The 12956-nt window shown below is 60.2% G+C and carries 13 protein-coding genes; 8 read left to right on the forward strand and 5 right to left on the reverse strand.

Going from position 1 to position 12956, the window contains the following annotated elements; genetic code table 11:
* Positions 1-79 precede the first annotated feature (79 nt).
* The 6 genes from BW974_RS18095 (at position 80) to BW974_RS18125 (ending at position 9495) form a co-directional block, all read left to right on the forward strand.
* Positions 80-2767, forward strand: a complete 2688-nt coding sequence (locus BW974_RS18095; RefSeq protein WP_076431652.1) for a heavy metal translocating P-type ATPase — start codon at positions 80-82, stop codon at positions 2765-2767.
* A gap of 120 nt (positions 2768-2887) precedes the next feature.
* Positions 2888-3259, forward strand: coding sequence for a winged helix-turn-helix domain-containing protein (locus BW974_RS18100; protein ID WP_076431653.1), 372 nt, complete (start codon positions 2888-2890; stop codon positions 3257-3259).
* Positions 3256-3528 carry a DUF7521 family protein gene (locus BW974_RS18105; protein ID WP_049972094.1) on the forward strand — a complete coding sequence of 91 codons (273 nt, stop codon included), beginning with the start codon at positions 3256-3258 and terminating at the stop codon, positions 3526-3528. Before BW974_RS18100 ends, BW974_RS18105 begins: the two co-directional genes overlap by 4 nt.
* A gap of 118 nt (positions 3529-3646) precedes the next feature.
* Positions 3647-6073: an Eco57I restriction-modification methylase domain-containing protein gene (locus BW974_RS18110; protein WP_076431654.1), complete on the forward strand. Its 2427-nt coding sequence runs from the start codon at positions 3647-3649 to the stop codon at positions 6071-6073.
* Between the two features lie 335 nt (positions 6074-6408).
* The gene (locus BW974_RS18120) at positions 6409-8241 is read left to right on the forward strand and encodes an SLC13 family permease (protein WP_076431656.1); all 1833 of its coding nucleotides are present in this window, start codon (positions 6409-6411) and stop codon (positions 8239-8241) included.
* 171 nt (positions 8242-8412) lie between these two features.
* On the forward strand, positions 8413-9495 hold the full coding sequence (locus tag BW974_RS18125) for a glutamate-cysteine ligase family protein (RefSeq protein WP_076431657.1): 1083 nt from the start codon (positions 8413-8415) through the stop codon (positions 9493-9495).
* A gap of 57 nt (positions 9496-9552) precedes the next feature.
* Here BW974_RS18125 and BW974_RS18130 read toward each other — a convergent pair whose 3' ends face one another.
* Both BW974_RS18130 and BW974_RS18135 read right to left on the reverse strand, forming a co-directional pair.
* Complete coding sequence (locus BW974_RS18130; protein WP_076431658.1) at positions 9553-9993, reverse strand: DUF7979 domain-containing protein; 441 nt, start codon at positions 9991-9993, stop codon at positions 9553-9555.
* Positions 9994-10141: 148 nt separating this feature from the next.
* Positions 10142-10339 carry an HVO_2901 family zinc finger protein gene (locus BW974_RS18135; RefSeq protein ID WP_076431659.1) on the reverse strand — a complete coding sequence of 66 codons (198 nt, stop codon included), beginning with the start codon at positions 10337-10339 and terminating at the stop codon, positions 10142-10144.
* Between the two features lie 119 nt (positions 10340-10458).
* Between BW974_RS18135 and BW974_RS18140 the strand changes: the two genes are divergently transcribed.
* Complete coding sequence (locus BW974_RS18140; RefSeq protein ID WP_049972099.1) at positions 10459-10734, forward strand: helix-turn-helix domain-containing protein; 276 nt, start codon at positions 10459-10461, stop codon at positions 10732-10734.
* Positions 10735-10759: 25 nt separating this feature from the next.
* Here BW974_RS18140 and BW974_RS18145 read toward each other — a convergent pair whose 3' ends face one another.
* Positions 10760-10990, reverse strand: a complete 231-nt coding sequence (locus BW974_RS18145; protein ID WP_076431660.1) for a hypothetical protein — start codon at positions 10988-10990, stop codon at positions 10760-10762.
* Positions 10991-11096: 106 nt separating this feature from the next.
* Here BW974_RS18145 and BW974_RS18150 point away from each other — a divergent pair, with 106 nt between their 5' ends.
* Entirely contained in the window at positions 11097-11300 is a 204-nt protein-coding gene (locus BW974_RS18150) for a hypothetical protein (protein ID WP_076431661.1), read from the forward strand.
* On the opposite strand, the gene BW974_RS18155 is transcribed toward BW974_RS18150, so the two are convergent.
* Both BW974_RS18155 and BW974_RS18160 read right to left on the reverse strand, forming a co-directional pair.
* Positions 11297-12376 (reverse strand): zinc-dependent alcohol dehydrogenase family protein, encoded by a 1080-nt coding sequence (locus BW974_RS18155; protein WP_076431662.1) that lies wholly within the window; start codon positions 12374-12376, stop codon positions 11297-11299. The two genes, BW974_RS18150 and BW974_RS18155, sit on opposite strands and share 4 nt — an antisense overlap.
* A gap of 65 nt (positions 12377-12441) precedes the next feature.
* Complete coding sequence (locus BW974_RS18160; RefSeq protein WP_139328933.1) at positions 12442-12891, reverse strand: hypothetical protein; 450 nt, start codon at positions 12889-12891, stop codon at positions 12442-12444.
* Between the last annotated feature and the right edge of the window lie 65 nt (positions 12892-12956).

Here is a 12956-nt window from a genome sequence, read left to right on the forward strand (position 1 = left end):
TTCACGGATTCAAATCGCTCGTTTCTAAAGGGCAATGTGAATGAAGAAGCATCCCGTATGTGAACGCAAGGAGACAATCATGGCGCAAAAAACGCAACTCGATATCCAGGGGATGAGTTGTGCGAACTGCTCGGGGACGGTCACCGAGGCGCTCGAATCGCTCGACGGCGTACGGGAGGCGAACGTCAACTTCGCCACCGACGAAGGCACCGTCGAGTACGATTCGGAGGCCGTCTCGTTGGCCGAAATCTACGCGGCCGTCGAGGACGCTGGCTATGACCCGGTTCGCGTGACGACGACAATAGGCATCACCAACATGTCCTGTGCGAACTGCTCGGGCTCGGTGGAGAACGCGCTGAAATCGGTTCCCGGCGTCATCAACGCAGACGCCAACTTCGCCACCGACGAGGCCAGCGTCGAGTACAATCCCGCCGAGGCGACCGTTTCAGATTTCTATGCAGCCATCGAGGATGCGGGATACGCCCCGGTTCGGGAAAACGGGCAGGCCGAAGGTGCCGATGGCGAGAGTGGAAGCAAAAATAGCGGCAAAACCGAGAGCGCGAGCGACGCGCGCCAAGCGGCGCGCGACGCCGAGATTCGAAAACAGCTTCGACTGACGCTGTTCGGGGCCGTGCTCGCGGTTCCGCTCGTTGCGTTCATGTTCGAGCATCTGTTCTTTCCGGAACTGCTCGGCGAAACGCTGTTCGGCGTCGATATTCAGATTATCCAGTTCCTACTGGCGACCCCCGTCCAGATTTTGCTCGGCAAGGAGTTCTACGAAAACTCCTACAAGGCGCTCGTGAAAAATCGGACGGCGAACATGGACGTGCTCATCGCGCTGGGTTCGACCACGGCCTACCTCTACAGCGTGACCGTCATGCTCGCGCTCATCCCCGGCGGAACCTACTTCGACAGCGCGGTGCTCATCCTCGTGTTCATCACGATGGGCAACTGGCTGGAAGCGCGTTCGAAAGGCCGGGCCAGCGACGCCCTCCGCGAACTGCTCGAACTGGAAGCCGACACGGCAGTGGTCGTCGAGGATGGGGAGGAGCGCGAAGTTCCACTGGACGAAGTCGAAGTCGGCGACCGACTCCGCGTTCGCCCCGGCGAGAAAATCCCGACCGACGGCGTCGTCGTGGACGGCGAGAGCGCGGTTGACGAGTCGATGGTGACCGGCGAATCCGTCCCGGTCGAAAAGGAGGAAGGCGACGAAGTCATCGGCGCGACCATCAACGAAAACGGGGTTCTCACGGTTCGCGCGACGAAGGTCGGCGGAGAAACCGCTCTCCAGCAAATCGTACAGATGGTGAAGGAGGCCCAAGCCCGTCAACCCGAAATCCAGAACCTCGCGGACAGAATCAGCGCGTACTTCGTCCCAGCGGTCATCGCCAACGCACTGTTCTGGGCCGTCGTCTGGTATCTCTTCCCTGACGTTCTCGCCGGATTCGTGAACGCACTTCCGCTGTGGAATCCGGTCGCCGGCGGCCCGGAAGTCGCGGGTGGAAACGTCTCGGGATTCGAGTTCGCCGTCGTCGTCTTCGCCAGTGCGGTGCTTATCGCCTGCCCCTGTGCGCTGGGACTTGCGACCCCGACGGCGACGATGGTCGGCACCGCAATCGGCGCGCGAACTGGCGTCCTGTTCAAAGGCGGCGACGTGCTTGAGCGCGTTCGGGACACCGACACGGTCGTCTTCGACAAAACCGGCACCCTGACCGAGGGCGAGATGCATCTGACCGACGTGGTGGCCCTCGAACCGACGACCAGCGGGGAGACGACCGACGGAGGGACGGCAGATAGAGAGGCAGCAGGCGGGAAAACGACGACTGACGGCGGAACCGAAACGCTGACAGACGAACTTGAACCGGAGGACAAACTCACGGAGGAGTTCGTCCTCGCCGCGGCGGCCAGCGCGGAACACGGAAGCGAGCACCCACTCGCCCAAGCAATCGTCGAGGGTGCGAGAGAACGTAGAATCGACGTGGAAGAGCCGAGTTCGTTCGAAAACGTTCCAGGCCATGGGGTTCGTGCAGAGACGAGCCACGGCGAAGTCGTCGTCGGCAACCGGAAACTCGTGCGCGACGAGGGAATCGACCCGAGTCCCGCGAGCGGCGTGATGGAACGCCTCGAACGCGAGGGGAAGACGGCCATGCTCGTCGCCGTGGACGGCTACCTCGTCGGCGTCGTCGCGGACGCCGACGAGGTGAAAGAGAGCGCGAAAGAGGCCGTGAACGACCTCAAAGAGCGCGGGCTGGACGTACTCATGCTGACGGGCGACAACGATCGAACCGCCAAAGCGGTCGCCGAGCAGGTCGGTATCGACCGCGAAAACGTCCGCGCCGAAGTCCTCCCGGACGAGAAGGCGGACGTTATCGAGGACGTGCAGTCTGGCGGCAAACGGGCGATGATGGTCGGCGACGGCGTAAACGACGCGCCAGCGCTCGCCTCGGCATACGTCGGAACCGCCATCGGGAGCGGAACCGACGTGGCCATCGAGGCCGCCGATGTGACGCTCATGCGAGACGACCCGCGAGACGTGGTGAAAGCGATCCGGGTTTCTGCGGGGACGCTCTCGAAAATCAAACAGAACCTGTTCTGGGCGCTGGGATACAACACGGCGATGATTCCGCTAGCCTCGCTCGGACTCCTGCAACCCGCGCTCGCGGCGGCCGCGATGGCCTTCTCCAGCGTGAGCGTGCTGGGCAACAGCCTGTTGTTCAGACGATACGAACCTGACCACGATTACGAACTCCTCGGCTTCCGCCGCTGAACAGCGGAAATGGCGGGGTTAGTCCCCGTACCGTCTCCGGATTTTCGGTGATTCTCGCGGAATGAAAACGGTGCCAGTAGTCGAACCAATTATGTATTGAGACGCGGAAAACGCAATCGAATGGTGCGGGATTTGGCAGACGACGCGCCCGAGTTGCAGGACGTACTCGCCGCCCTCGACGACCCCGCTTGCCGACGAATAATCATGGAGTTAAACGACCCGCAGACCGCACGCGAACTCGCCGAGGAAACCGACATCCCGCTCTCGACGCTCTACCGAAAGCTCGATTTGCTCACTGCGGCATCACTCGTTAGGGAGTTAACCGAAATCCGCGAAGACGGCCATCACACGTCCAGATACCGACTCGCCGTGGAATCGGTGAACATCTCGCTGACCGACGACTGCGAGTTCGACGTGACGATAGAGCGCCCGCCGCGAACGACCGACGAGCGACTCGAACGGCTGTGGTCGGAGGTACGAAAAGAAACATGAACGTCTCACCAATCGTCATCGTACTCAAAACGCTCACGCTCGCCCTCGGAGGGGTGATAACGTACTTCGCGTTCAAAGCGTACCGTCGAACCGGGTCGAAAGCACTTCGATTGCTGGCAATCGGGTTCGGCATCGTCACCCTCGGCGCGTTCCTCGCTGGAATTGCCGACCAAGCGTTCCAAATCGACCGCGATCTCGTCCTCGTCATCGAAAGCGCGCTGACCGCGATTGGCTTCGCCGCGATTGCCTACTCGCTGTACGCCGAGTGAATGAGTGAATGAATGATTGAGTAGGTGAGCGTTCCCGTCTTCTGTCGCTTTGCACTACAGAGTATCCACTCTGTAAGCTAGGTGAAAACTTATCCGACCGCAGAGTGAGATAGAAGCAATGGACGAACTCCGCGGCACGGACGGGCCACCTGCGGAGCGATTCGACGAGCGCGTTCGAAACGCGCTCGAACTGGCGACGGGAGACTTGCTCCGCGAAACCGAAACTGCCCCGAGCGCGGCGTTCGACGCCGCGCTCGTCGGTGTGTTTCGTGCACTCGTTTCGAAATTTGCGGCGGAGCGAGGACGCGATGAGCCACCGTTTGCACAAGGAAACGAACTCGAAGAACGGCGGCACCGGTTCGAGTCGCTGTCGCCGGAGGCGACGACGCGACTCGAATCTACAGTTGGAAAAATCGAGTACGAGCGACTCACCACGCGCCAACTCGGCGGGGTGTACGAGCGACTGCTCGACTGCGAACCGGACGTTTCCGACGGCGAGGTACAACTCACGGAGGACGCGACCCAACGGGCGTCCGTCGGCGCGTACTACACGCCCGAAAACGTGGTCGAGTACGCCGTCTCGCAGGCAATCGACGGGAACCCCGAGGCCACGGTCCTCGACCCGGCGATGGGAAGCGGCCACTTTCTGACCTGTGCCATCGACCAACTGGCCGAACTCCGCGGCGACCAGTCGGAGGAAGTGCGAAAGAAAGTCGCCGAGAACTGCGTTTTCGGCGTGGACATCGACCCGCTGGCGGTGGAACTCGCCCGGTCGTCGGTGTGGCTCGAAACCGGATTCTGGCCCGTGGAAAATCTTCGAGTGGGCGACTCGCTGGCGGAAACGACGAACTGGCCCAAACTGGGGCAGTTCGTCACTGAAAAGAGGCAACGGTCGGGAGGAAATCGGCGATTCGACGCAGTGGTCGGAAATCCGCCCTACGTCCGCAGTCGGCACATTTCGGAGGGACGAAAGAAAGCCCTGAAATCGCGCTTCGACACCGTAACCGGCGCGTTCGACCTCTACGTTCCCTTCGTGGAACGAATGGCCAAACTCGGGGGGCGGGTGTCCTGCGTCGTCCCGAACAAATGGACGACGGCGCGGTACGGACGAACCCTCCGCGACCACCTACTCGACCGGCATCGACTGGTGGAACTGCTGGACGTATCGGATGTCTCCGTCTTCGCCGACGCCAGCGTCTACCCTCTCGTGGTCACGGTCGAATCGGGTAGCGGGCCGACGGAGACGATTCGGGTTCGACAGGGCGAAGCAGTCGGGACGGGAGGAATCGAGACGGAAGGAATCGAAACAGCGGTCGAAACCCGCCTCTCGCGGTCGTTCGTGGACGAACTCGGTGACCGAGTGATTCCCGTCGGCATCGACCCGGCATTCGTTTCGATTGCGGAGCGACTCAGGCACGAGAACGACGAACTGGGGTCGCACGTCAGCCAAACCGAGGGCATCCACACCGGAAACGTGCGTGACAAACTCGTCGTGGACGACCCCGGCCCGGATTGCGAACGACTCGTGAGCGGCGGGAACGTCTCTCGCTACGGGGTAGAGTGGGACGGGGACTGGATTCGTTTCGACCGGTCGCTCATCGGCGACGACGAGTACGGAAGTCTGCGCGACCGGAAAGTGTTCGAGGACGACAAACTGCTCCTTCGGGACATCAGCGAGCGCCCAGTCGCGGCCTACGACGACGAGGGGTTGTACGCCCTGAACACGCTGTACAGCGTTCGGTCGGAATCCGACCTGCCGCTTCGCTACCTCCTCGCGGTCATCAACTCGACGGTGGCGACCTGCTGGTTCCAGCAGGTGTACGGCGGCACCCACGTCAGCGGTGGCTACCTCCGGTTCAAACCGATGTTCGCGCGACGACTACCGATTCCCGCGGAAGTCGGCGAGAGCGAGCGAAAGACAGTGGTCGCGCTCGCAACCCGAATGTGCGACCTTCGGCGCGAACGCAAAGGCATCGAAATCCGACTTCCAGAAGCAAACGGCCAGCAGTTGGGCGAACTAGCGCGGAGACTCCGAACCGATTCGGTGCTATTCGAGACGAGCGAAACGCGGGACGGCCTCCGACTCGGAACTGTGTCGGTGGCCGAAAATGGCACCGAGGGAAAAAACCGTGAACTCGTTATTTCCGCGACGGCGCGATACCGACCCGAGGACGGGAGGGGAAATTCACCCGACGAGGAGGAAGAAACCGATTCGTGGGGGTTCACGGAAACCGACCCGATTCCGGTGTTGGTGGTCGAAGGGAATGCGGAATGGCGCGAGTTGCTCGAATGGTACGTCCCGCGTGCCACTGCGAGCGAGAGGTTCACCACTCGGGCGATGAAAACCATCTCACCACTCGACAGACTGGAATCGCTCCGCGTTCCGGAACCCGAGGATGCCCGCGAGTTCGTAGAGACGAATCGACGAGTCGAGGAACTGGAACGGAAAATTGCCAGAACGGACGCCGCCATCGACCGACTGGTGTATCGGGCCTACGGGCTTTCAGTCGAGGAAGTAGAGACGGTAGAGCAGTCGGTGAGATAGAAGCAAAACAGGTTCAAGCGAAACTGGTCTTCCGACAGAGTTCGATTTGCAATTTCCGACTCTATGTCACGCCTGCGAGACAGTGACTTTGGCGGAACGACGGCCGCAGAAGTCACGACTGCAATCGTCGTCTCGCCACTAACAATTTCATCGCAGAGGGGGCGTGGAATCGCACGCTCAATCGCAAAACCGGACTTTCCGTTCGTAGATAGCACACACTGTACGACGGAAACGAAGATTTGAAAACCGACACCGCGAACCGTTCGGAGATCTATTTTCGAGAATCGTACACTCAACAGAAAACCGTTATCAGGGAACCATTCGTACAGTAAACCATGTTGCAGGTAGGGGTTGCCGGAGTGACGACTGACATGCTGGTAGTGTTCGCCGTCGTCTTCCTCGCGCTCGTTCTGTTCGCGACCGAACTCCTTCCTGTCGATGTGACTGCAATTCTGATAATGGTCACACTAATCGTCCTCGAACCGTGGACGGGAATCGACCCGGAAACGGGGATTTCCGGCTTTGCTAACGAGGCGACGATTACCGTGCTCGCTATGCTCATTCTGAGTTCCGGGGTGAGCCAAACCGGGGTCGTCCAACTGCTCGGAAGCAAGTTGGCGAACTTCGCAGGCACCGACCTCAAAAAGCAGTTGTTCGCCACGATTGGCGTAGCGGGGCCAGCCTCGGGATTCGTGAACAACACACCAGTTGTTGCAATCTTGGTTCCCGTCATCACCGACCTCGCCCACGAAGGGAAAACGTCGCCCTCGAAACTGCTGATTCCGCTTTCCTACGCCTCCATGCTCGGCGGGATGCTCACCCTCATCGGCACTTCTACGAACATCCTCGCCAGCAACGTCGCGGGGCGGTTGGCTACGACGACACCAGACCCGCGACTCCATTCGTTTTCGATGTTCGAGTTCACTCAGCTCGGCGTCATCGTCCTCGTTACGGGGAGTCTCTACCTCCTCTTTGTCGGCCATCGACTCCTGCCGGAGCGCGTCCCGCCGGAGGAAGATTACATCGAGGAGTACGAGATGGGCGAGTACCTGACCGAAGTGGTCGTCAACGAAGGGTCGCCACTCGTCGGGAAGACCGTCAACGAAGCCATCGACGCGGAAATTTTCGACGCCGATATCGTCCAAATCGTCCGCGACGACGAGACGTTCATCGAACCCATCGGCCAGAAAACGATTCGCGGGGGTGACGTGCTGAAACTCCGAACCGACCGCTCTACCCTCCAGTCGCTGGTGACGCTCGATTATTTGACGCTGGTCGGCACGCCGACGGACGAAACGTTCGACCCCGGCGAGGAACAGACGTTAGTCGAAGTCGTGATTCCGTCCGGTTCCGAACTCGTCGGCGAAACGCTTTCGAGTTCGACGTTCCGCGAACGCTACAACGCGACCGTCCTCGCGTTTCGAAGCCGCGGTGAACTCATCCGCGAGCGCCTCGACCGGGTTCGGATTCGCGTCGGCGATACCCTCCTCATGCAGGCCTCCGCGGACAGCATCGACCGCCTCGCCGCGAATCGGGATTTCATCGTTGCCCATCAGGTGTCCGACCCCGACTACCGAACCGAGAAGATTCCGGCGGCCCTCGCCATCATCGCGGGCGTCGTCCTCGTCGCCGCGCTCGGCATCTACCCGATTCTCGTCAGCGCCCTGGCGGGCGTCGTTGCGATGGTCGCAACTGGCGTGCTGAAAGCCCACGAGTTGTACGACTCGGTCGAGTGGAACGTCATCTTCCTCCTCGCGGGCGTCATCCCGCTCGGTATCGCCCTCGAATCGTCGGGGGGGGCCGAACTCCTCGGCGGATTCGTCGCGACCAGCGCGGATTTCCTCCCCGTCATCGCCGTCCTCTGGGTGTTCTACATCGCCACCGGCCTCATCACCGAGGTCATCAGCAACAACGCCAGCGTCGTCGTGATGATTCCCGTCGCCGTCGAGGCCGCGCTTCGCATCGACGCGAACCCCTTCGCGTTCGTCCTCGCGGTGACGTTCGCGGCTTCCACGTCGTTCCTCGGGCCGGTGGGCTATCAGACGAATCTGTTCGTCTACGGGCCGGGCGGGTACAAATTCACGGACTACTTCCGAATCGGCGCGCCGCTCCAACTGCTCCTGTCGGTCGTGACGGTACTCGGAATCGCCGCGTTTTGGCCGCTCTGAATCGAATCTGGTGGAAAGAAATTATTTTATCGAAGAGCGTGCAACCGAATTCATGATGAAATAATTCGCGTAAGTTATTAGCCGTCGGGTGGCGTACTATGGTCATCGTTCGGTGACGTTCGATTTCGGGGCAGAGAGATTAGACAGCCGTCGCCGACCGGGGGTTGGGACATGAAAATAGGAGTCGAAGCGGAATACTGGATTATCGACGAGTCGGGTGAGCTAGCGACCGAAACAGGGGGACTGCTGGACGAGCTGTTCGACGTGAGCGAGTACGTCGTCCCGGAGTTCGTCGCGCCGCTGATAGAGGTGCAGACGCCGCCCGTTTCGGGAGCAGAAGAACTCCGACGCGAGTTCGGACGAACACTTCGAACCGTCTGCGATGTGGCAGAAAACAGAGGCCTGTCGCTCGTTCCACTCGGAACGCCGCTCACGCGGGAGTCGCTCGAAATCACGTCGAAGCGGGGGCGACTGCTGGAGAGCATGTACGGCGACGACATGGAGTACGCGATGAACTGTGCGGGGACGCATGTTCATTTCGACCGTGGGAACGTGGTTCGGCAACTGAACCTGCTCACCGCGCTCGACCCGGCGCTCGCGCTGGTCTGTTCCTCGCCGTACATCAGCGGAAACAGGGTGGCGTGTTCGTCCCGCGCGGCAGTGTATCGCTACGAATCGCACACGACGTTCGCCCGCTACCGCGACCTGTGGGACTACGTCGAAACCGAAGACCAATGGGAAGCCCGCATCGACGAACAGTACCACACACTGCAAGTTCTCGCACGGGAGCGCGGCATCGACCCGGAAACGTTCGGGAACTACTTCCACCGCGACGACACGGTGTTGACCCCGGTTCGACTTCGCCACAAATCGCCCACTGTCGAATGGCGCGCGCCGGACACCGCATTTCCAAGCCAAATCGTTCGGCTCGTGAGTGAAATTACGAATCTCCTTCAGCAGACCGAGTACAAGGAGGTGACCATCGGAGAAACCGGCGTGCGGACGGAAGAAATCGGGATACCACCGTATGCAGAACTGCGCGAACTCAGTGAAGAGGCCATCAAGGAGGGCATCGCGTCGCTCCGCGTGCAGGATTATCTGACCACGATGGGGTTCGACGTGTCGCGCTATCATCCGATTTCACAGCGTATCGAAAACGGCTGGACGCTTCCCCGCGAGGAGGCGCTTCGACTCCGACGCGAGTACGCAGACGAGTTCGAGAAGGATGTCGAAGCGTTGCTCGGAAATGCGTAAACCGCTGGGAGAGACAGAAAAGGGCCGCTCGAAGCCACCAGAGTTGGCTTCGAGCGGCTAGTTCGAACCCGACCGGAATCCGCTGACCACGTCGAGCCACGAGACGAAGACGAACGCGCCGATAAGGGCAGTCGTCGTGCCTCCGAACAGGGTCGCCATCCGCTCGGTGATGTGTTCTCGTTCGCTGATGTCGATTCGGTACACGAGGTCGCCGTCGATGACGAACGAGTTTCGCAGTTGGTCGGGCGGTTCTTCTTCCATCTCGTACGACTCTTGAAATTTCGCGCGTCCGAACGCGAGTCGCGCCTCGTCGGAAAGGTCGCCGTACTGCACCGACGAAGAGCGCACGCCCGGTTCGTTTTCGTTCACCTGTTCGACGGTGAGCGTGTACGTCGTGGCGCTTTGCGGCGGCTGGAGGAGTGCGTAGCCGGTGAGGACGAGTCCGGCAACGAGCAGGAGCGTGGCAAGCAGTTGAATGACGAGTCCGTCGGACCGCATCTGATGTTCGTTTTCGTGCAGTGTGGCGACTTAAAGGGTTTCCATCCGTCCGTCGGAGAAAGAAACGGGTCGCAAAAACAGATGACAAAAATGGATAATAAAGGCGAATAGCAAGAACGCGGGAGCGTGAAAATCGAAGGTTGGTCGATTATCGGTGCGACGGAAGTACGTCCTCGACCGGATAGAGGTCTTCGCGGATACCCGAGCCATCACAATCCTCGTTCGGGCACCGATACCGCCAACCGTCGTCGGTCGCCGTATCCGCCTCGAATCGCTCCCCACACTCGCGGCAGAACAGTCGGTCGATGTCAGTTGCGCGCTCCCGACTTGCAAGTTCAGGCTGCATACTTACCTATTCACAGTCCTCAATGATAGAACCTACGCTTTTCGGCGGGTGACATGGGTGACACCGGGTTACCTGTGCGTTAGCGAGCGGTTTAGTGGATGGCGTCCGTCGGTTTGTGCATGGAGAAGCAGACCCTGACGAGCCTGTGTGACCTGCCGCCGAGCGCGAAGCTCGTATTCAAAGTGTTGGAGTACAGCGGTGCCCACACACAGAAAGAAATCGTCGAGCGGTCACGGCTGTCGGCGCGGACGGTCAGAAGCGCGCTGGAGAATCTAACGGAAGTCGGTGCCGTCACGGAAGAAGTGTACATTCCGGACGCCCGTCAGCGACTCTACCGATTGGACGACAGCCGCGACTGGGAGCAGGTGAGCTGTCTGGAAAAAGCGCCAGTGTAGGGAGAGCAAATACCAGCGGCGTCTTCTACGCCCGTCTGCCGACCGAGGAGAGCCATTTCGGTCTGTCGCCGGTTAGCAGATACAGACTAACTCCGAACAGCGCGAGCGGGATGACGACCGTGAGAAGCCACCCAACCAGTCCCGCGTTAGAGGCGAGCGCGTTCGCGACGAGGAAGAACGCGACACCCGGCGTCGCCAGCAGTAGCAGTCCGACGAGCACTGCGCGGGCGAAGGTGAGACTTGTTTGGGAAAGCATACTGGATGGTACGAAGCATAATTGTAAAATATGTTTTGTTTTCAAAATACTGTCTCGTATGAGTGAAAGAAACACCGATTAGGTAGCGGTGCGACGAGACGAACGCATGAACACCCGACGGGTCAAAACGCTCCTCTTCGTCGCGTTCGGCGTGCTGTTCATCGCCATCGGCGGGGTCGTTCTCTCGAACCTTCGAACAGTTTCCGGCCCATACGGCCAGCGGGTTCTCATCGTCGCGGGTATCATCTGTTGTTCGATGGGATTCATTTTCTTCGCGCTCTGCTTAGACGAGTATCGAAACGACGACTAACGCGAAAACTCCACGACTTCGATTCCCGACGTTCCGAAGTCGTTCATGGCGTCGAGTCTGTCCGGCACGTCTTCCAACGAAACCGTCTTCGTGACCAGTTTTCCGGGCGAAAGCACGTCCCGGTCGAGCATCCGCAGGAGTTCACCGTATCGGGTTTGTGGCATCCCGCGCGACCCAAGGAAGGTGATTTCACGCATCGTCATTGCGTCGGTCGGCAGGGACACCTCACCTCGTTCCTCGTCGGTGGTCAACCCGAGTTGGACGTGCTGGCCGCGCTTTCTGAGACAGTCGATGGAGTTGCGACAAGTTTCGGCGATTCCCAATGCATCGACCGAGACGTGCGCTCCGTCCCCGCCGACCAGATTTCGAATCGCCGTCGGAACGTCCGCCGCATCGGCGCGCGCCGGTTCGACCTGAATCGTCTCGTCCGCGCCCAGTTCCCTCGCAGTGTCGAGTTTGCCGTCGTCCATATCGACCGCAACGACGTTTGCGCCGAGGGCGTCCGCGACGTGAACCGCCGAGAGGCCGACGCCGCCACAGCCGTGTACTGCGACCCAGTCGCCCGGCGTGAGGTCGGCGCGGTGCGCGAGTGCGTGATAAGCCGTTACGAACCGACAGCCGAGTCCGGCCATTTCGACAGAGGAGACGTTTTTCGGGAGGTGAACCGCGTTGTAGTCGGCGTAGGGGACGTGCACCTGTTCGGCGAACGCGCCCGGTGCGTTCGCCTCGAAGCCGAGCGAAATCCCGTTTTCACAGACGTTTCCGTGGCCGTTCTGGCAAAACTCACAGTGGCCGCGTCCGAGGTTGAACGGTACTGCGATTCTGTCGCCCTGTTCGATTCCGCGCACCTGTTCTCCGGTGGCGATGACCGTTCCAGCGGGTTCGTGACCGAGAATCTGTCCGATTGGAACTTGGTCGTCGGCCCATTCGCCGTGCCCCTGCCACGCGTGCCAGTCGCTCCGGCAGATGCCGCAGGCTTCGGTTTCGACGACGACGCCGTGCGGTTCCGGAGTCGGTTCGGGGACATCCTCGATGGAAAGCGGTTCGCCATAGGCTTTCAGCACTGCGGCGCGCATGTGTGGTGGATTCGCGTGGCAGGGGATTAAATCGGTGGGGAGCGGCAAGACGCATTTTACCGAATTTACGTTCCTGCGTTGCAGTTCGTCGTCTGCCAGATGGAAACTCTCGGAGTGGGCTCGTCAATATTTCCGACGAGGACTTTGAAGCCGATGCATTCCGTTTCGTACTCACTGAAATCGAGTTCTCGCCGCTGTTCCTCCGATTGGTCGTCACGCCACGCATAGAGAACGTCGGCACCCGACTCTGCCGGATAGTCGCCGAATTTACTCTCAGAAGGGTCGTCAGAACGACCAGCCTCCAATCGAAGTGACTTCCGGTAGGCGGTTTCGCCATCTTTGTAGAGAAGTACGTGGACGGTGTGCGGTTCGTCGTCGAAATTCATAGTTCTGAAATCCACGATTCGTGGAGGGTCGGGTTCCGACCACGAAGCGAGACGGGAACAGCCAGCCATCCCGGAGGCAAGTGTCGTGCCACCGAACCGGAAAACTGTACGACGGGAGAACGAGGACATAGGAATATCGTTATCATCACGCCTCGATGACAAATACTTTCTCCAAAAATGGTAGCATCGGCGAG

This window comes from Haladaptatus litoreus, assembly GCF_900156425.1.
GTDB lineage: Archaea > Halobacteriota > Halobacteria > Halobacteriales > Haladaptataceae > Haladaptatus > Haladaptatus litoreus.